The organism is Nocardia pseudobrasiliensis NBRC 108224, from assembly GCF_001613105.1.
In the GTDB taxonomy this organism is placed as follows: Bacteria; Actinomycetota; Actinomycetes; order Mycobacteriales; family Mycobacteriaceae; genus Nocardia; species Nocardia pseudobrasiliensis.
In genome coordinates this window covers 135,123-152,749 of record NZ_BDBS01000003.1, presented here as the reverse complement: position 1 = coordinate 152,749, position 17,627 = coordinate 135,123, and the positions used below count along the sequence as shown (strand labels likewise).

Here is a 17,627-nt window from a genome sequence, read left to right as displayed (position 1 = left end):
GCGCGGGCCTAGGGCAGCAGCACTCGATCCGACAGGTAAGCCCTTCTCATGCGAGTACCGGATAATCTGCGCCGCAGTCGATCTCGCCGCGCGGTAGGCTCGCGCTGTGGATGCGCACAGGGGGGCGGTCGTGGCCGATGGGCAGCGCCGACGATGGTTGAAGTTCAGGATGATCGGTGCGGTTGTCGTTGTCGGACTGTACGCGAGCGCACTGGCCAGGGTGGTGGTCAGCCATGACTGGGGTGATCGGACAGCGGAACGGCTGTTCGCCCTGACGGCCATTGTCGCGTGCCTGTGGTACTTCGTGACGCTCATGCAGCCGCCCTCGGTGTCGGACGGTCCGTGGAAACGGTGGACGAACAAGCGGATCGGTGCCCTGATTGTTCTCGCCGTCTTCCTCGTGGCCGGGATCGCGCGACAGGTGATGACGGAATGGGGTGATTCCACGGGGGTGTATCTCACCCAGACGGCCGCGATCGCCGGGATGCTGTTCGAGATCGTCGGGTGGACCCCGTCTCGGCCGCGCTGATGTGGCTCAGTACTCGTTCTTGATGACGAAGTACGAGCCGCGGATGGTTCCGGCCAGTTTCGACTTCTGCCTGGCGAATTTGAAGGTGGCCAGTTCCGCGGGGACCTCCATGCCCTCGGAGAGTTTGAAGCCGACCGCTCGCTTCTTCGCGTCGTCGACGGTGTACATCACGTTGATCGACAAACCGTTCTCGTAGAACACATAGGCGATTCGAATGTCCTCGACCTGGAAGGCCGTGGCCTCGAGCGGTCGGGACGTGATGACGATGCCGCGTTCCTCCTCGAGGATCGAGGTGCACCCAGTCGATGGTGGATTTCGCCTTGCTCGCGGGCTCCACCGTGAAGACGTGGTCGTACTTGTTCTTGAAGTATCGCGCCTCGTTCGCCCGCAGACCGGCGAGCGCCTCCGCGACCGGCGAGGATTCCAGGCCGACGGTCGATACGGTTTCGAAGTCCACGGCATAGGTCATGAGGTCCACCTCCGCGTATATGTCCCGTTGGTAGGCAAACCCTACAAGTCGTCTCGCGTACAACCGGTGACCGGCGGCCCGGCGAGTGCTGCCAGGCTATCCGGGGTAGACGCCCGCCACGAACGCGCCCCTGGTCGTATACGAGTGCGTTCGTTCGAACGTGGTGGTGTCGTAGGCGACGACCGAGGTGTCCAGATTGGCCAGGTTGGCCATGAACGGATCCCAGACCTGCTGTTTGGAGTGGTACCACCCCGCCAGCGGACTGAAGTAGACCAGTGGCGCGCCGTCGGACACCGTCGATACGTAGGCGGTGTGCCCGTCGGCGGAGAATCCGGCGTAGACGGCCGCGCCGTCGGTGTGGAAACGGTTCAGCTCCGCGCCGGTGTGCGCGTCGAGAATGACCACCTCGTCGGAGTTGTAGTCGCACACCCACAGTCGGTCCCCGTCGGGGGTGAGCGTCGCCGAAATCGGTTCGGCCCACAGATCCATGAGGACGGTCCTGCGTACCGTCCAGGCGGCGAGGTCGACGATCGTGACGCCGGACCAGAAGTTGACCGCGTAGAGGGTGCGCCCGTCCGCGGACAGCGCGCCCCAGCCGGGTGCGGCTCCGTTGACGAACAGCGGCGTCCCCTGGACCGCGCCGGAATAGGCGTCGTATTTCGTCAGGATCCCGCTGCCCGACAACACATAGATCGTCGCGCCGTCGGGGGAGACCTCGATATGAGCGGGATTGGGCGGCAACAGAACCGGTATGGTCCGCACCACCGCGAGGGTCCGGGTGTCGATGACCTGAACCAGCGACAGCGCGGTCGGCACGAACAGATACCGCGCGTCCTGCGAGAGGGTGATGGTCGCATAGGGAGCGCCCAGCGTCGGAATCCGGGTGACGAGATGGCCGCTGGGCATATCGATCACCGAGACGTTCCAGGTGAACGGATTCGCCGGACCGAAGTTGCCGACGAACATGCGCGATCGGTCCGGCAATGCCTTGATCACCATGGGGTGATCGCCGACGTCGAGCACCTCCTGCTGAACCGACAGGGTGCCGGGGTCGATCCGCAGTACCGATCCGGTGCCGTAGTTCGGCAGCCAGATCGGGCCGTCGGGCCCGCTGGTGGATCCGGGAATCGATGGATTCGCCAGTGCCGCACCGGAGGTCGCGAAAGCGGCGAGGGCGCAGGTGGCAAGGAGGACCGCGGTGCGTCGACGCAGTCGAGGGGAGACGATGGACAAGGCGCGACCTACTTCGTCGGAAGGGGCGGGAACCAGAGGGGGACACCGGGACCGACCCGCACCGGAATCGGCTCGCCGACGAGCCGATCGGTGTGCGGATCGAATTGCAGCACCTGGCCGGGGGTGAGCCCGATGCCCGCGGTCACCAGATTGCCGAACAGGACGGGATCCAGAATCGGACCCGGATAGGCATTCGAGGACGGACCCATATCGGTGATGTAACCGCGGCTTCCGTCCTCGCTGAAGACCACGGCCGTCGCCGCGCCGGAGGTCGGAATACGTCCGATCACTTCGTCTTTCGCGGTATCGACGACCAGGACGTCCTTACCGCCGAACACCGTGACATACAGCTTGCCGCCATCCGGGGTGAGCGTGGAGACGAAGGCGCCGGGATTGCTCAGGTGATAGTCGCCGTCCCAGCCGGTATGGATCAGCTTCGCCACCCGCCACTCGCGCAGGTCGATCACGCTGATCGAATTATCGGAATTGGCATACAGTTTCGATCCGTCCTTGCTGAAGCTGTACCAGAAGGTGCCGATTCCGCCGAGGATCAGCGGCGGGCGCGCGACCACGCCGCTGATCGGATCGATCGCCTCGATGATGCCGCTGCCCATGAATCCGACATAGAGCAGCCCGTCGGGCCCCTGGATCGCCCCCGCCGGAACGTCGGGAATGCGTCCGGCGGCCAGATCCGGAAAACGGAAGCGCCGCACGATCGTATCGGTGGCGACATCGAGAACCTCGATCACAAAACCGATTTCGGGCAGATAGACCTCCCTGCCGTCATTGGAGGTGAAGATTCCCAGTGGCGGGCTCTCGATCGGAACGGATTTCGTGGTGTTCGACGGGCGATCGATAATGGTGACGCTGGGCGGGGTGAAACCGAAGTTGTCGGTGTAGATCTTGCGGCCGTCCGGTGTGGCAGTCAGCACGCCGGGCCTGGTCGCGGGTCCGGTGGGAATTCGCCGCTGGACCGTATTGGTGGCGGTATCGATGACGGCGACCGTATCGCTCTGCACCTCGGGCAGATACAGCTCACCGGCCGGTCCGGGCGGGTCGGTCGACGGTTCGGCGTGTGCGGCCCCGGCCGTGACGCAGACAGCGAGGACGCAGGAGACGACGATTCGATCGATGATTCGCATAATCCGCGCTCTCTAGATATTGGTGCTGGTCGGAATGCTGCTGGGCAGCAGGTACCGGTAGGGATCGCGCCTGGTGTTGCGCTCGTTGATGGTGTTCTCGGCCTCGCGCAGCGCCGCCCGGAATTGATCCAACGGCCCACCGGGGCCGACGATTCGGGGATCGTTGATGGCATTGGGGAACGGTGCGTGATTGGTGCGGTAATCGCCCAGTGGCCGGTAGTGGATGCTGCCGAGGGTGTCGAGGACATACAGCTGGGCGATCGAGGACAGCAGCGACGGCAGCATCCGGATCCAGTCGGATTCGGTATTGCCCGCGGTACCCGACGGCGCGGGGGCCGCGGTCATACCGGTGAAGAACGGCATGTACTGCGAGATGTCCTTCTGCGGGAAGTTCACCGCGGCGTGCTGTGCGCTGGCGGTGAAGATGATCATCGTCACGACATCGATCAGCTGGTCCACGGTGTCGATTCGCCTGAAGCCCTTGACCTTTCCCGTCTGCGCGAGTTCATCGGCCCAGGCGGTCAATTCGAAATCATCGCGCACGTCGCCATCGGAACCGTAGTAGGTCCGCACGTACCGGTCGGCCCAGTCGTGGATGGCGTCCCACAGCAGCAGGGCGTCGTCGCGATACGGGAATCGCAGCGCGGCCCCGTCCACACCGCGTCCGGCCAGTTCGCCCGCGGGCATGCGCTCGTAGAAGTCCCAGTCCAGTCGCGCCCGGCCCGCGCTCGAGATGATGTCGTCGAGTTGGGCGGCGAAGATCAGATCGCCGGAGGCCTCGGGCGCGAGAATGAGATAGGTCGCGAATTGGTTGATGTACAGCACACCCTCGAAATGCGGTGTCAGCAGCACATTCAGCGGATGGTTGGCCGCCAGACGCCGCCGCGTGGCCACGCAGAACGCCTCGGACACCAAATGGGTCCAGGCCAGATGCGCGAAGAATTCGTGGTGGTTGAAATCCGCGGTCTGCACGACGGTTTTCGCCATCTGCCAACTCCAATAGCGCTCGGCGTCGGCGGGATCGGGCCGCAGGAACAGCACATGTCTGGCAGGGTCCTGCCCGCATTGGATCGCGACGGCCTGCAGTTCCCCGCCTCCGGCCGGGACGGCGAAGGCGGCCATCGGGGCGGTGTTGTAGCCGGGTCCGGTGAGCAGTTTGTAGGTCGCCGATTCCGAAGCCATGGAACCCAATTCGGCGTAGTCGACGAGATACAGCCGACCCTGGGCGATGGCCGCGCCCAGGCTGTCCCCGGCTCCCATGACCGAGCGGTAGCCCCCGTCGTCGAGCGGGAAGTTTGCGGGAAGCGCGCCCCGAACCTGTTGCAGGACCATGGGATTGGGACCAGCGACGCGCATGCGCGCGAAGACCAGATCATCGTGGATGACATCGGCGATCGGCGGTACGGGCATCGAGGCGTAGAGCCGCCGGTAGCGCTCGACGCCGTCCGGGGTGCCGAAATTGCCCAGCCCGGGACTGTCGAACATCTTGCGCAGCGCGGTGAACAACCCGTCGCGGATCTGGTCGAGGGTGCGCAGAACGGCCTCGGCGGTTTCGGAGAGAAGGGTTTCGGCTCCGCGCGCGGCCGGATCGAGCGGGTGGGCCACCGGACTCTCCAGCACCGGAGCCACCGTGCGGAAGACGCCGTCGACCGTGGCTCGCAATCCGGCCAGCTGATCCACCAGTGGCTGCAACAGATCACCGGCCGCCAGGTGGGCGAAATGCTCGGTCAATGCCAGCGCGATATTGGAGATGACCTGATAGTGCTGGTCGATCACCATGGTGAACCATTCGAGGGTCGGATTGTCCTCGATCGACAGCGACGCCGCCATCGGCACGCCGTGCACGAAATTGGCGACCTCGCTCCAGACGTATTTCGACTGCAGGCGGCCCAGTTCGGCCGCGCGCGGGCCCGGATTCGGATCGAATTGTGGCAGCAGCGGATTCACCGGCCCGGCCGCGACCGGATCACCGAACGGTAGGGGTAGGTTGAACGGCGGCGCGGCGGCCGCGCGGGTCCCGAGTGCGCCCGCCGCCGAGGCTCCGGCGGCCACGGCCGATGCTCTGAAGAATTGCCTGCGATCCATCACCGATCCTGACGTATTCGATTCGAACGACTACACGGCAACTTTTCAGCAACGGTAGCTATTCGGGATTTGCGCGACAAAGGTCTGTGAACTAGGACACTGCGCGGTATCGGTCGTAACGGGTCCGAATAATGCGACGATCATCGAAATGGATCGCTGTGGCCGGATTGTGTGGTCAGGGCGTCCGAATGTGTGCGCAGGGGGGATGGGAAGTGCTCTGTAGCAACAACATTCGAGCATACGGCGATGGACGGGAGTCGCGGCGAGTAAACCCGAACGCGATGCCGAGTGGTAGGTGGAATGGCAAGAATTCGGATTTCATCAAGGATTTCAATCGACCGTTCCCACCCCCCGAATGACCGGTTGTACCCCCGCTGCGACTCGCCGCCGTGTGACAGTATGAATTTCGGAGTTCGCCCGATTGATAACATGATGCAAATCTGCTGTCTCGACTCGAAACAACGGAGAGGCATGGTCATGAGGACTCGATCGCGTGTGGTGTCGACGGTCTGTGCCGGTCTGCTCGTTTCGGCCGGGCTCGGTGTCGGCGCGTGCGCCGAACCCGCGGTCGACAATCATCGCCTCACCGTCGAAATCGCCGATACCGGAACGGGCTACGACGGATCCTTCGAGCTGTTCTGCGATGCCCGCGGCGGCACCCACCCCGACAAATACGCCGCGTGCAACCGACTGGAACAGCTGACGAAGACCGGCGAGAACCCCTTCCGCGCCGTCCCGGCCGATATGGGCTGTACACAGCAGTACGGCGGCCCGGCCACCGCGCACATCTCCGGGGTCTGGGCGAACCGTGCCGTCGACTCCACCTTCAACCGGGTCAACGGCTGCGAGATATTCCGCTGGGACGCACTGACTCCGGTGCTGCCGAAGATTCAGTGATCGAGTTCGCGCCGGATCTCCGCCACGCCCGTCAGTGTCTCCTGGAATGTGGTGCTCAGCGGGCTCAGGCCGATGCGGATGCCGTCGGGGCCGCGGAAATCGGGAATGACGCCGCGCTGCCAGAGTCGCTCGACGATCTCGCGGAAGCGAGGGTGGTCGATGGTGATATGGCCGCCCCGGCGGGCCGGATCCACCGGTGAGGACACCACGACGCCGTGCGGAATCAGCCACGCGCGCACCAGATCCAGCGCGAATTCGGTCAGCGCGACCGACTTCTCCCGAATCGCGGCCATCCCCGCCTCCTCGATCATGTCGAGGGTGTCCTGCACGGCGATCATGCCGAGAATCGCCGGGGTGCCGCTGATCAGACGCCGGATGCCGGGCGCGGGCCGATAACCCTGAGCCATATCGAACGGCTCCGCGCGGCCCATCCAGCCCCAGATCGGCTGGACGAAATCGTCCAGATGTCGCGCCGCGACATAGCCGAAGGCTGGTGAGCCGGGACCGCCGTTGAGATATTTGTAGGTGCAGCCGACAGCGAAATCCACTGCCCACGAATCGAGTTCGATCGGCACCGCACCCACCGAGTGGCAGAGGTCGAGTAGCAGCAGGGCCCCCGCCTCGTGGGTGATCGCGCCGATCTCGGGCATGTCGAGCAGATATGCCGAGCGGTAGGCGACATGGCTGAGCACCACCAGCGCGGTCCGCTCCGACACCACGCGGGCCAGGTCCGCGGCGGTGACGCCGCCGCGGCTGTCGGGTTCGAGCCAGCGCAGCGTGAGTCCGAGGTCGGCGGCGATGGACTCCAGCAGATAGCGGTCGGTGGGGAAGTTGTCCCGGTCGAGCACGATCTCGGTGCGGCCCGGTCGCAGCGCCAGCGCGCCGCGGGCGAGTTTGTACAGCAGCACACTGGTCGAATCGCCGATGGTGGTCTGGCCCGACGCCGCGCCCAGCAGCAGCGCGCCGATCCGATCACCCAGTGTGAGCGGCAGATCGAACCATTGCTCGTCCCAGCCGCGGATCAGTCTGCGGCCCCACCCGTCGGCGACGAAGGCGGCGATCCGCTCGGCGCTCGCGCGCGGGGGACGGCCGAGGGAATTGCCGTCCAGATATGCGACGATCTCCGGGTCGTCACTGCCGAGGAAGCGGGCGGGATAGTCCCGGAGCGGATCGGCCGCGTCGAGGGATTCGGCGCGCAGGGCGAAATCGGCGGAGGTCGCGGTCATACCGGCATCCAATCGCGCGGATCGTCTGCACCGCAAGGTCCGTGCCAGGGGAGCTCATCCTCGCGCGGCCTGTTCGACGCTGTCCGCGACGTAGTCGTTGCACGAGTCGATGTCGGGCCAGTACGCTGATCTTGAGTGAACATCTGTGCACTGTAGGACTCGGCGGTTGGGGTGTTGGCGATGGACGAATTCAAGGATCAGCTGACACGGGCGCTGGCCCGGGAGGTCGACTGGATCTCCGAGTTCACCTATGAGGTGCGCCTGGCCGCCGCCGCGCACCTGCGCCGGGCGAACCGTTCCCTGCGGGCGGGGCTGCACGATGCCGACGACGAATTGCGCGCCCTCGCCGAGGAGACCGCGGATCTGGCCCGTGGCGCTGTGCGCGCCCGCGCCGACCGCATGCGCAGTTCACATTGAACCCATCGGTGGTGTAACCCCGTTCGCTACTTGTCGAGGAGCGCACACAACGCTGCGCCCGACTCGGAAGGGCGGCGGGTTCATGGTGGGGCGAACAGGTTCCGAGCCATGGTCGTCGGACGGCCCCGCCCGGGAGCTGCGGGTGCTGTCCGACGACGGCTACCCCGATTGGGAGGCGGTGTATCGCGACAACGTCTCCTGGGTGTACGGACTGATGTTCACCAAGGTCGGAAACCGGCCCGACGCGGAGGATCTGACCGCCGAGGTCTTCATGACCGCGCTGAAGCCACTGCGGGTTTCGGCCAGCGTGCCCGAGGTGCGCGCCTATCTGCGCGCCACCGCGCGCACGGTCCTGGCCGGATACTGGCGCACGCTGATGGGCCGGGAGATCACCACGATCGATGACGACCTGCCCGAGGACGCACCCGATCCCGTTCCGCCCGACAGCGGAGCCGCCGAGCGCGCGCGGGCGGTCTTGGACGCCCTGCCGGACCGATATCGGCGGATTCTGGAATTGCGGTTCCTGCAGGGGCTGTCGGTGCGCGAGGCCGCGAATACGCTGGGTGTCACCGTCGCGAACGCGAAGGTGCTGCAGCACAGGGCATTGCAGATGGCGGCGCGACCGAATGCGGGAGGTGCGCGATGAGCGAGCGTGAATCGGCGCGATTCGCCGAGGAGCTGCTGGCCGGTCGCCGCCCGCGCCCGTTCCGGCCGGACGAGGCCGACGCCGAACAGATGCGCGCGGCCATCGAACTGCGCGCGGCCCGCCTCGGTAGCGAGGCCCCCAGTGAACAGTTCCTCGCGGAGCTGCGCGGGCGGCTCGCCGCCGAGATCGAGGAGGGCCCGGCGCATCCCGGCGGTGGTTCGACCCGGCGGCGGCAGGTGCTGGTGGGTACCTCGGCCGCGGCCGCGGCGGCGGCCGTCGGGGGAGTGGTTGGTCATACCATCACCGGCGCGAAAGAGCCTGCCGCCCAGCAGGATCTGACGCCCAATGAGGGCGCGTGGCGGCCGGTGGCGGCAAGTGCCGATGTGCCCGAGGGGGCCGTGGTGCATTTCGATCTCGGTGTGGTCAGCGGATTCGTCCGGCGCGACAAGGGCGTCGCGGTCGCGGTATCGGGGGTGTGCACGCATCAGGGGTGCAAGCTGTGGTTGGACGCACCGGCGGACCGGCTGCGCTGCCCGTGCCACAGCACCTCCTTCGCCGTCGACGGTCGGGTGATCACCCATCAGCTGCCTATCTCGCCCGCGCCGCTGCCGCGCCTGCGGGTGCGTGAGAACGACGGCGCCATAGAGGTATTCGCGCCGGCCCAACCGGCCTGAGGTGTAACCCCGGCCCCTATCTGTTGGTGAGAGCGTCGACCGACGCGACATTACCGGACGGAGGCCCGGATCGATGAGACGAATTCCCCACGGGCGCAGGGCATTGATCGCCCTCGCGGCCGTCACCACGGTGCTCGGCGTGACGAGCGCCTGCGGCGAGGCCGCGAAGGCTCCGGCCCCGCCGCCCGTATTCGCCTCCGGCACGGACACTCCCGGCATGGTCCCGGGCGGCGCGGCGACCATGCCCGGCATGCCGGGCATGACCTCGGCGGCGCAGGGCCCGGCCGCGGCCCCGGCCGGACCGAACGCGGTGAACATCGACAATTTCGCCTTCGCCCCCGCGACCCTGACCGTGCCGGTGGGCACGACGGTCACCTGGACCAACCGCGACGAGGAGCCGCATACCGTCGCGGCCGCGGACGGCAGCTTCCATTCGCCCGGAATGGGTACCGGCGCAACGTATTCGTTCACCTTCACCAAGGCGGGCAGCTTCGCCTACATCTGCTCGATCCACCCGTTCATGAAGGCGACCGTGCAGGTGACGCCGTGAACGATCCGCACACCATGACCCGTCGGCAGCTGATCCGCCACAGCGCCTGGTTCGGCGCGGCGGTCGGACTGTCGGTCGTCGGGGGCGAGGTGATCTCGCATATCGCGGGCGCACCCGCCGCGCAGGCGGCCGAGCGTCCGACGCTGCGCTTCGCGCAGATCAGTGACAGTCACATCGGCTTCCAGGGCACCGCGAATCCCGATGTGGCCGATACCTTCACCGAGGCGATCGGGCAGGTGAACGCCCTGGGCTACACCCCCGATTTCGTCATCCACACCGGCGATCTGACCCACCTGGCCACGCCCGAGCAGTTCGATCAGGTCGAGCAGATGATGAAGGGCCTGAACACCCCGCATGTGTTCACCGTTCCGGGCGAACACGATTCGACCGACGACGCCGGTCAGCGGTATCGATCGGTATTCGGCGCGGGCACCCGCGGGGACGGGTGGTACAGCTTCGATATCGCGGGAGTGCATGTGATCGCCCTGGTCAATACGCTCAATCTGCAGAATCTCGGACATCTGGGTCAGGATCAGCTGGATTTCGTGCGCAGGGATGTGGCCGGGCTGTCCGGCGACACCCCGATCGTCGTATTCAGTCATATTCCGCTGTTCGCGATGTACCCCCAATGGGGTTGGGGCACAGACGATGCCGCCCAGGCGCTGAGCTATCTGCGCCGCTTCGCCTCGGTCACCTGTCTCAACGGGCATGTGCACCAGCTGTTCACGAAGACCGAGGGCAATATCACCTTCTACAGCGGTACCACCACGGCCTATCCGCTGCCCAAGCCGGGCGACGGACCGGCGCCCAAACCGGTGACGCTTCCGGCCGGAAAGCTGCGCGGGGCCTTGGGTATTCGCGAGGTCACCTATCGGAAGGGGCAGCAGATGCTGGCGATCAAAGAGCAGGCGCTGGCATGACCGCCCGGCTGCCCGACCTGGTGCTGCGGGTCGCGATCAGCGCCGGACTGATCGTCAGTGGTTATATCCACGCCGACCTCTACGGCCGCGGCTATCGGTTCATCCACATCATCGGCCCGTCGTTTCTGGTGCAGGCCGCGGTCTCGTTCGCCCTGGCCGTCCTGCTGCTGATCGGACCGTGGACGCTGCGCGCGGCCGCGGCGGGACTCGCGGTCGGCTCGCTGGTGGCCTTCGTATTATCGCGCACCACAGGCATTTTCGGCTTCAAGGAGATCGGCTGGGAACCGGCCCCACAGGCCGCGCTGAGCCTGATCGTCGAGGCCGCCGTCGTGTTCCTGTGTGTGATATCGCTGGCCGCGACCGGAATTCTCAGGCCGCCGCGGCGTCCAGATCGACCCGGACGGTGAGCAGATCGCCGCCGACCACGCGGACGCCCGCACTGTTGAAGCGGGGCAGTTGCCGCAGGCGGCGGCGGGCATCGTCCTCGGGGACCAGGTGGGCGATGCCGGAATGCCATTGGCCCCGAATGCGCACGCGCACATGGGGATCGGCGTTGATATTGCGAATGTAGTCCGAGCGCACGCCGTATTCGGAGACGAACCAGAACGCATTGCCGATCCGCCGCCCGCCCAGCGGGGTGTGGCGCGGCAGGCCGCTGCGTCGACCCCGGGTCTCCAGCAGTACCTGGCTGGGTAGTCGGCGCGCGACCGGGTTGACCAGATGGCGCTGGAACACGGCGACGAACCGGCGTTTGACCTCGATCGAATCCGGCATGTCGAACTCCTCTCGGAGATATCTGTGAGACAAGGTACGTCTCTCTGTATCGCTGAATGCTAGGATAGGGTGCTGCCGATGACAAGAGGGAGGCTCGTGACCGAGGATATGGTGCTGACCGAGGTCCGCAAATATCTCGCCGGGAGCACCGCCGCGGTGTCCGCCACACCGACGTCGGCGACCGTATCGTCGAAAGTACGGTCTACACAGTCGAATTCCTGCGTTCCCACCCGCTGTTGCGTCGACCGCTGGAAACCGAACCCGAGACCCTGCTGCCCAGCCTCACCACCGAGGCGCATCCGCTGATCGAACTGGTCCGCGAATTCAGCGTGGCGGTCTGGCGTCGAGAACTGCACGGCGACAACGAGATCGATGAGGCCAGGCTGCGGCATCTGCGGGCCGCCGCGGAATTGCACATCCGAATAACGCTGTCGTTCATCGCACTCGACACACCCGAACAGTCCCGGCAATTCGCCCGGACCTTTCTGGTCCCCATGCTCGAATAGATCGCATGTCTCGACCGGGCATCGGCAACCATCGCGAATACGATTCCGTCATGACCGATTCGGGCATCGCCGCAGATCCGCCGACGGCCAGTCGGCGCCGGGCCTGGGAGCGGGCCACCAATATTCCGCTGGCCGTATCGGCGGTGGTATTTCTCGGCGTTTATGCCTGGCGGGTGCTCGACACCGGCGCCTCGCCGACGCTGGATACCTGGCTCACCCGCGTCGAGATCGGGATCTGGGCGCTGTTCGTGGCGGATTTCCTGATTCGGCTCGGATTGTCCACGCGGCGTTGGCGGTTCCTGCGCAGCCATCCGCTGGAGTTGCTGATCGTGCTGCTGCCGCCGGTGCGCCCGCTGCGCTTGTTACGCGCGGCGTTTCTGGTGCTGGACACGCTCAATCGCAGTGCGCTGACCCGGGCGCGGCTGTCGGTGTACGTCGGGGCGAGTTCGCTGCTGATCCTGTTCCTGTGCAGCCTGGCGGTATTCGACGCCGAGCGCGGGGCCGCGGGAGCGAATATGCGGAACTACGGCGACGCGCTGTGGTGGGCGGTGGTGTCGGTGACCACCGTCGGCTACGGCGACTACTACCCGGTCACCGTCGAGGGCCGCCTGGTCGCACTGGCCCTGATGACCTTCGGCATCGGCCTGATCAGCTTCGCCATCGGCACGACCACCAGCTGGGTGATCGATCAGCTCAAAGCGGTCGAGCAGACCACCGAACGCACCGATCTCGAGGTCGGGCGACTGTTCGAGGAGATTCGCGCCCTGCGCGCCGAGATCGCCGCGCTGCGGCAGAACACCGGCCCGGTCGCGATGGACCGGGCCGGTGAGATCGGGCGGGACGGGTGATCAGGAGGTCGGGCTGCTGCCCTGCTTGTACGGTGCGCCGGCCGCCAGGGCGGCGGTGGTCCACGCCTTCTTCATCTGCGGCCAGAACAGGCTGTCCACACAGGAGTACTTGGGCATGAATCCAGCACAGCTCGACGAGCTGTTCGGGCCGATCTCGATGGTGAACGATGCCACGCCGAGCGCGCCGTGCGCCTGGTCATCGGTGGTTCCCCAGGTCGAATAGCCGACCGTCTCCTCATCGGTGCCGACGGTGAATCCGGCGGGCACGACCTTTTTGATCAGCGCCCGCAATTGCTCCCGGTTGGTCGGGGTGGCCGCGGTCGGAATGATGCCGTAGTTGCCGTAGGAGTGCAGATCGATCACCACACCCTTCGCGGTGTTCGGGACGTCACCGCCGCCGCTGGGCCGCTGATTCGGGAACAGGTTCGCATACAGCTGGCTGATGGCCTGGGTTTCCGGTTCGGAGGCCGCGCGCGGGCCCTGATAGGTCTGCGAACAGGGGTTGCGCGAGTCGCCGCCCCAGCGGGTCGCGAAGTTGCGGTTCAGATCGATGCCGGGGCCGTTGCCGGAGCCGTCGACGATCGAGCAGGACGAGGGGGTCTGGCCGTTGTCCACATTCTTGCGCTGCATCTTCGGCCGGTTACCGCCGCTGGCCACCACATCGACGCCGTCCGGATTGGTGACCGGCACGACCCAGATCTCGGTGGAGTCCAGGATCGAGGTCGCGGTCGCGTCCTTGCCGTAGCCGCTGGCGAGATAATCGATCCAGCGCCACGCCAGTTCACCGGTCGCCAGTTCGCGCGCGTGAATCTGCGCGGTCAGCAGAAAACGCGGCTTGGTCAACGACGGCGACAGGGCGCAGCCGTTCACCTTTCCCGTGGTTTTCGCCGTGGCTTTGTCCTTGTCGGCCAACTGCTTCGAACCGGACAGGCAGATGACGCTCATCGGGTGGCCGCCGTTGCCGCGCTGGGCCAGCCAGGTCTTGCCGATATCGTAGGAGGCGGCGATTCCCGGATTCTTGGTGGCGACGTCCTTGGCATGCGCCTGCATTTCGGCGGAGGTGTGATAGCCGCCGTAGAAAATACCTTCCTGGGGCGCGCGCAATTCCTGCGGTGTCGCCTTGTAGACGGGAGCCTTCTTGGTCGGCTGCAATCCCTGGTCTCGAAGCGCCTGGGCCTTCGCTTCGTCGACCGCGATCGTCACCTTGCCCGGGCCGGCCGGAACCATTTCGATACCGGCCCGAGCGATAATGTCCGCCTGTGCCTGGGATGGCACCGGAACGTCCCAATAATAGGGAGCATCGTCGGCCGCGTTGGCAATCATCGGATTGAGAAGAATTGTGGAGAAGCCACCGACGACTATTGCGGATGCGGATGCAAGGATACTTCGGAATCTGCTCATGGAATTCCCTTGTCTGTCGCGCCACTCAACTGAAGTGACACCAATGATGGTACGATCGGGAAAACATGATCAAAATTTCAGGGCACCAACTGTTAACGTACCGTTCATCTTCTATTTACCCGATTTAGGGGTATTGCGGAATTGACGGAACACGATGCCCGATCAATTCACTCCAGCCAGCTCTGCCGTTGGTAGTACCGGTCCGTCTCGTCATCCTCTTCACGAGTGGCCGCGCGCCGCGACGGTGGCTGCTGGAGGGCGTCGGTCAGCTGTTCGCGTCGCGCTCGCAGCCGGGGATCGGCTTCCAGCCTCGCGACCGCGTCGGCGATCGCCCGACGCGCCTCGGTCAGGGCCGAGGCGTGCAAGCGCACGATGACCTCGGCGAGGCTGTCCGGATCGAGCCGCCGTCCGTGGTCGGTGATCCGGATGGCGAGCAGGCCGCCGTCGGGGCCGACGTCGATCGCGGCCTCGGCGGACACCGCGGTGACCGGTCGGGCCAGTGCCGTTTGCAGTTGCTCGATATTGCCTGCGAGCGGATCGATACCGGACAACTCTCGAGCCTCCCCGTCCAATTTCGGCTTCCCGCAGCATATAGTGGCCGCGAGTTCACAAACCAGACACCGCTGGTCGAGTGAGGGGGCGAATATGGGATCGGGACCGGGGGAGATTCTCTACGTCGACAAGTCCGCATGCCGGGCGCTTGCCGACGGTCTCGGCACTGCGGGACAGCAGCTTCGGATCCTGGGTCGGGGCGGGGCGATCAGCGACAGTTTGGGCGGCGGGCTGGCCGGGGCGAAAACCCCCGACGCCTGTCATGTCGCCGCCCGCGCGGCCGATCTGGCGATGGGTGCGGTCGGTACGGCCCTGCTGGAAATGGGCGGTGTGGTGGTCGGCGCGATCGCCGGATTCCAGGAGCGGGATATCGCCGGTGCCCTGGGGATCGACTCCGGAGCCCAGCGTTGAGCGGCGGGCTCACCGTGTCGCAGGTGCTGAGCTGGAATCCGATGTCGCTGGGCGACCAGGCACGGGAATGGTCGCGGCAGGCCGACGATCTGCGCGTCGCGATGGACGCACAGCACCGCGCGGTCGACGGTTCGCACGAGACCTTCACCGGCGGCGCGGGCGATGCCCTGCGCGAACGCTTCACCCTGGTCTACGACAAATCGCGAAAAGTGCTGGAGGCGTTGGAGAAAGCCCGAGACGCCGCCACGATCGCGAGCCTGAACTTCACCACGGCGAAAAGCCTGATGGACCACGGCAAGCGCACCGCCGAGGGCAAGGGGCTGCGCGTGGACGAGGACGGCGCCTGTCACATCGGAGAGGAGATCAAACAAACCCTCTACACCTCGGTCGGCGGCGACCGGGACAAATACAACACCGCCCTGGCCGCGCTCGAAACCGACTGCGCCACCGAGACCGCCACGATGCGACGCCTGCTCGACAATGCGGCGACCATCGACGCGAACGCGGTCATCGCGATCGGCGGGGCCTTCGTCGATCTGCCCGCTCCGGACACTTTCGGCAATGCCTCCGCCCCGAAATCGGAGATCTCGCCGCAGCCGAAAAACGGCACCCCGCAACAGAATCGCGCGTGGTGGGACAGCCTCACCCCGGTGCAGCAGCGCGAGGAGATCGGCGCCCGTCCCGCCGATATCGGCAATCTCGACGGACTGCCCGCCGATGTGAAGGACCGGGCAAACCGCAACCGCATTCCGATCGAACGAGCGCGCCTGGAACGGGATCTGGCGGCGGCGAACGCCGATCTGGCCGGTGATCCGACCGACGGCGAGGCCGCGCGTCGGATCGTGGACGGCAGGAAGCGATTACAGGATCTGCGGGCCGTCGAGGAGGTGATCGCACCGGAAGAGGACAGGCCGCCGCGCAAACTGATATTCCTGGATATGGAATCCGGGCGGCAGGGCCGCGCCGCGGTGGCCGTCGGCGATCCCGACCATGCCGACCACATCTCGGTCGCCACACCGGGACTCGGCTCCAATCTGAATCGCTCACTGGCGGGCATGGTCGGTGAGGCGGACACCTTGAAGACCGAATCGGAATGGCAACTCAGCAATGCCGGGTCGACGCATCGAGGCGAAACCGTCGCGGCCATCGCATGGTTCGGCTACGACCCGCCGCAGGGCGGGGTCGACAATCCGCAACCCGATACCGCCAACGTCATGTGGGAGGGTCGCGCGCAGGAGGGCGCGAAGCCCCTGGCCGACTTCTATCGGGGTCTGGATGTGGCGAGCGCGCAGAACGATCCGCACATCACCGCGCTCGGGCACTCCTACGGTTCGCTCACCACCAGCCTTGCGCTGCAACAGAAGGCAGGCGGCGTCGACGATGTCGTGTTCTACGGCTCGCCCGGACTGGGCGGACATGTTCCGGCCGTCGGCGCGAGCGGTCTCGGTGGTCTGGTGAATCCCGCCGGAGCGCTGCTGACCGAGACCGGTCTCAACGATACGGTTCACAATGCCGGTGATCTCGGCCTGCGCGATCACCACGTCTACGAGATGACCGAGCGGGGCGACCCCGTCGCCTACGCCGACCGCTTCGGCCGCAGCCCCGCCAAGCTGGACTGGATCACGCATCTGGACACCGATCCGATCACCGTCGACGACCGCTACTACTCCGGCGCGTCCGGACATGCGGAATATCCACGGACCGATTCGGGGACCGGGAATCTGCACCGCTCGGGCTACAACCTCGCCGCGGTCGTATCCGGGTTACCCGACAATGCGATCGACGGTGGTCACCGATGACGCGCCACGGCGTCGCGGCGCTGGCGGCACTGGCCGCGACCCTGATGATGGGAGGTTGTTCCATGAACGATCAGCGCGAGCCGACCGACCCCGCGGAGACCGCCGCCGCGGCCCAGCGGCTGCGGCAACGGCCCACCCTGGAGGACTCCGAGCGGCAGCTCCAGCGGGTGGTCGAGCAGATCGCCGCCGCCGCAACGGAATTGGTCCCGGAGCTGCGCTGGCGATGGGAGCGCGAGAAGACGCGCCTGGACTGCCCGCCACCCTATGACCGGACCGATGGCCGAATGCTCGAGCTGGCGCTGTATGTCACACCGGATCAGCCGATTCCCGATCGACTGTGGCCGCAGTTCATCGAGCGGATTCGGCCGATCGCCGCGACCGTCGGCGCGACCGCGCCGAATGCCGTGCAGGACAGGGCGGGCCGCCACGATGTGCGCTTCGTGAATCCCGACGACGGCACCACCATCAAGGTCGGCAGCCAGGTCGCGACCGTTATCGGCGCGACCGTGGGCTGCCGGTTGCCCCGCGATCGGGCGGGCTGACGAAGA

General features: G+C 66.1%; 21 protein-coding genes and 1 pseudogene. 13 read left to right on the top strand and 9 right to left on the bottom strand.

Annotated features, from left to right (window positions below):
• The first annotated feature begins 106 nt into the window (after positions 1 to 106).
• Positions 107 to 529, top strand: coding sequence for a hypothetical protein (locus tag NP4_RS42060; RefSeq protein WP_211335787.1), 423 nt, complete (start codon positions 107 to 109; stop codon positions 527 to 529).
• Positions 530 to 535: 6 nt separating this feature from the next.
• Here the strand turns inward: NP4_RS42060 and NP4_RS43150 are convergent, their stop codons facing one another.
• From NP4_RS43150 to NP4_RS04915, 5 genes and pseudogenes are all read right to left on the bottom strand, one after another.
• Entirely contained in the window at positions 536 to 790 is a 255-nt protein-coding gene (locus NP4_RS43150) for a DUF8821 family protein (RefSeq protein WP_507762155.1), read from the bottom strand.
• A gap of 94 nt (positions 791 to 884) precedes the next feature.
• A pseudogene (locus NP4_RS43575) lies at positions 885 to 998 on the bottom strand (DUF8821 family protein); the annotation flags it as partial.
• 96 nt (positions 999 to 1,094) lie between these two features.
• A complete protein-coding gene (locus NP4_RS04925) occupies positions 1,095 to 2,231 on the bottom strand; it encodes a YncE family protein (RefSeq protein WP_067992487.1) in 1,137 nt (378 codons plus the stop codon).
• 8 nt (positions 2,232 to 2,239) lie between these two features.
• A complete protein-coding gene (locus tag NP4_RS04920; protein ID WP_211335785.1) occupies positions 2,240 to 3,373 on the bottom strand; it encodes a YncE family protein in 1,134 nt (377 codons plus the stop codon).
• Positions 3,374 to 3,385: 12 nt separating this feature from the next.
• Positions 3,386 to 5,458, bottom strand: coding sequence for a lipoxygenase family protein (locus tag NP4_RS04915; RefSeq protein ID WP_082875535.1), 2,073 nt, complete (start codon positions 5,456 to 5,458; stop codon positions 3,386 to 3,388).
• A gap of 477 nt (positions 5,459 to 5,935) precedes the next feature.
• Here NP4_RS04915 and NP4_RS04910 point away from each other — a divergent pair, with 477 nt between their 5' ends.
• Positions 5,936 to 6,355 (top strand): SSI family serine proteinase inhibitor, encoded by a 420-nt coding sequence (locus NP4_RS04910; protein ID WP_169813654.1) that lies wholly within the window; start codon positions 5,936 to 5,938, stop codon positions 6,353 to 6,355.
• Here NP4_RS04910 and NP4_RS04905 read toward each other — a convergent pair.
• Positions 6,349 to 7,581, bottom strand: coding sequence for a kynureninase (locus NP4_RS04905; RefSeq protein WP_067992481.1), 1,233 nt, complete (start codon positions 7,579 to 7,581; stop codon positions 6,349 to 6,351). The two genes, NP4_RS04910 and NP4_RS04905, sit on opposite strands and share 7 nt — an antisense overlap.
• A gap of 180 nt (positions 7,582 to 7,761) precedes the next feature.
• Between NP4_RS04905 and NP4_RS04900 the strand changes: the two genes are divergently transcribed.
• The 6 genes from NP4_RS04900 (at position 7,762) to NP4_RS40655 (ending at position 11,195) form a co-directional block, all read left to right on the top strand.
• Positions 7,762 to 7,998, top strand: a complete 237-nt coding sequence (locus NP4_RS04900) for a hypothetical protein (RefSeq protein WP_067992478.1) — start codon at positions 7,762 to 7,764, stop codon at positions 7,996 to 7,998.
• 82 nt (positions 7,999 to 8,080) lie between these two features.
• A complete protein-coding gene (locus NP4_RS04895; RefSeq protein ID WP_067992476.1) occupies positions 8,081 to 8,644 on the top strand; it encodes an RNA polymerase sigma factor in 564 nt (187 codons plus the stop codon).
• Positions 8,641 to 9,318: a QcrA and Rieske domain-containing protein gene (locus NP4_RS04890; RefSeq protein ID WP_067992473.1), complete on the top strand. Its 678-nt coding sequence runs from the start codon at positions 8,641 to 8,643 to the stop codon at positions 9,316 to 9,318. Before NP4_RS04895 ends, NP4_RS04890 begins: the two co-directional genes overlap by 4 nt.
• A gap of 217 nt (positions 9,319 to 9,535) precedes the next feature.
• Complete coding sequence (locus NP4_RS04885; protein ID WP_067992580.1) at positions 9,536 to 9,868, top strand: cupredoxin domain-containing protein; 333 nt, start codon at positions 9,536 to 9,538, stop codon at positions 9,866 to 9,868.
• 14 nt (positions 9,869 to 9,882) lie between these two features.
• Entirely contained in the window at positions 9,883 to 10,788 is a 906-nt protein-coding gene (locus NP4_RS04880) for a metallophosphoesterase family protein (RefSeq protein ID WP_067992578.1), read from the top strand.
• Complete coding sequence (locus tag NP4_RS40655) at positions 10,785 to 11,195, top strand: hypothetical protein (protein WP_067992470.1); 411 nt, start codon at positions 10,785 to 10,787, stop codon at positions 11,193 to 11,195. The genes NP4_RS04880 and NP4_RS40655 overlap by 4 nt, the downstream gene beginning before the upstream one ends.
• On the opposite strand, the gene NP4_RS04870 is transcribed toward NP4_RS40655, so the two are convergent.
• Positions 11,158 to 11,562: a nitroreductase/quinone reductase family protein gene (locus tag NP4_RS04870; RefSeq protein ID WP_067992467.1), complete on the bottom strand. Its 405-nt coding sequence runs from the start codon at positions 11,560 to 11,562 to the stop codon at positions 11,158 to 11,160. The two genes, NP4_RS40655 and NP4_RS04870, sit on opposite strands and share 38 nt — an antisense overlap.
• Positions 11,563 to 11,798: 236 nt before the next feature.
• Here NP4_RS04870 and NP4_RS04865 point away from each other — a divergent pair, with 236 nt between their 5' ends.
• Positions 11,799 to 12,068, top strand: coding sequence for a hypothetical protein (locus NP4_RS04865; protein ID WP_067992464.1), 270 nt, complete (start codon positions 11,799 to 11,801; stop codon positions 12,066 to 12,068).
• A 50-nt stretch (positions 12,069 to 12,118) separates the two neighbouring features.
• A complete protein-coding gene (locus tag NP4_RS04860; RefSeq protein WP_067992575.1) occupies positions 12,119 to 12,916 on the top strand; it encodes a potassium channel family protein in 798 nt (265 codons plus the stop codon).
• Here NP4_RS04860 and NP4_RS04855 read toward each other — a convergent pair whose 3' ends face one another.
• Both NP4_RS04855 and NP4_RS04850 read right to left on the bottom strand, forming a co-directional pair.
• Positions 12,917 to 14,239, bottom strand: a complete 1,323-nt coding sequence (locus NP4_RS04855) for a M14 family zinc carboxypeptidase (protein ID WP_169813653.1) — start codon at positions 14,237 to 14,239, stop codon at positions 12,917 to 12,919.
• A gap of 245 nt (positions 14,240 to 14,484) precedes the next feature.
• On the bottom strand, positions 14,485 to 14,868 hold the full coding sequence (locus tag NP4_RS04850; RefSeq protein WP_067992457.1) for a hypothetical protein: 384 nt from the start codon (positions 14,866 to 14,868) through the stop codon (positions 14,485 to 14,487).
• Between the two features lie 94 nt (positions 14,869 to 14,962).
• On the opposite strand from NP4_RS04850, the gene NP4_RS41480 reads away from it, so the two are divergent.
• Genes NP4_RS41480 through NP4_RS04835 form a run of 3 tightly spaced genes read left to right on the top strand, consistent with a single transcriptional unit; the run spans position 14,963 to position 17,621 of the window.
• Complete coding sequence (locus NP4_RS41480; RefSeq protein WP_067992453.1) at positions 14,963 to 15,280, top strand: hypothetical protein; 318 nt, start codon at positions 14,963 to 14,965, stop codon at positions 15,278 to 15,280.
• Positions 15,277 to 17,079 carry an alpha/beta hydrolase gene (locus NP4_RS04840; protein WP_067992451.1) on the top strand — a complete coding sequence of 601 codons (1,803 nt, stop codon included), beginning with the start codon at positions 15,277 to 15,279 and terminating at the stop codon, positions 17,077 to 17,079. The genes NP4_RS41480 and NP4_RS04840 overlap by 4 nt, the downstream gene beginning before the upstream one ends.
• Positions 17,076 to 17,621 carry an LppA family lipoprotein gene (locus NP4_RS04835; protein WP_067992448.1) on the top strand — a complete coding sequence of 182 codons (546 nt, stop codon included), beginning with the start codon at positions 17,076 to 17,078 and terminating at the stop codon, positions 17,619 to 17,621. Before NP4_RS04840 ends, NP4_RS04835 begins: the two co-directional genes overlap by 4 nt.
• The last annotated feature ends 6 nt before the right edge of the window (positions 17,622 to 17,627 follow it).

Bases quoted from the DNA above. Each gene is read 5' to 3' on its own strand.
- NP4_RS04895 (WP_067992476.1), top strand. From the start codon at position 8,081: ATGGTGGGGCGAACAGGTTCCGAGCCATGGTCGTCGGACGGCCCCGCC.
- NP4_RS04870 (WP_067992467.1), bottom strand. From the start codon at position 11,562: ATGCCGGATTCGATCGAGGTCAAACGCCGGTTCGTCGCCGTGTTCCAG.
- NP4_RS04905 (WP_067992481.1), bottom strand. From the start codon at position 7,581: ATGACCGCGACCTCCGCCGATTTCGCCCTGCGCGCCGAATCCCTCGAC.
- NP4_RS04910 (WP_169813654.1), top strand. From the start codon at position 5,936: ATGAGGACTCGATCGCGTGTGGTGTCGACGGTCTGTGCCGGTCTGCTC.
- NP4_RS04915 (WP_082875535.1), bottom strand. From the start codon at position 5,458: ATGGATCGCAGGCAATTCTTCAGAGCATCGGCCGTGGCCGCCGGAGCC.
- NP4_RS04835 (WP_067992448.1), top strand. From the start codon at position 17,076: ATGACGCGCCACGGCGTCGCGGCGCTGGCGGCACTGGCCGCGACCCTG.
- NP4_RS41480 (WP_067992453.1), top strand. From the start codon at position 14,963: ATGGGATCGGGACCGGGGGAGATTCTCTACGTCGACAAGTCCGCATGC.
- NP4_RS04885 (WP_067992580.1), top strand. From the start codon at position 9,536: ATGGTCCCGGGCGGCGCGGCGACCATGCCCGGCATGCCGGGCATGACC.
- NP4_RS04900 (WP_067992478.1), top strand. From the start codon at position 7,762: ATGGACGAATTCAAGGATCAGCTGACACGGGCGCTGGCCCGGGAGGTC.
- NP4_RS04920 (WP_211335785.1), bottom strand. From the start codon at position 3,373: ATGCGAATCATCGATCGAATCGTCGTCTCCTGCGTCCTCGCTGTCTGC.
- NP4_RS04890 (WP_067992473.1), top strand. From the start codon at position 8,641: ATGAGCGAGCGTGAATCGGCGCGATTCGCCGAGGAGCTGCTGGCCGGT.
- NP4_RS04880 (WP_067992578.1), top strand. From the start codon at position 9,883: ATGACCCGTCGGCAGCTGATCCGCCACAGCGCCTGGTTCGGCGCGGCG.
- NP4_RS04855 (WP_169813653.1), bottom strand. From the start codon at position 14,239: ATGATTGCCAACGCGGCCGACGATGCTCCCTATTATTGGGACGTTCCG.
- NP4_RS40655 (WP_067992470.1), top strand. From the start codon at position 10,785: ATGACCGCCCGGCTGCCCGACCTGGTGCTGCGGGTCGCGATCAGCGCC.
- NP4_RS04860 (WP_067992575.1), top strand. From the start codon at position 12,119: ATGACCGATTCGGGCATCGCCGCAGATCCGCCGACGGCCAGTCGGCGC.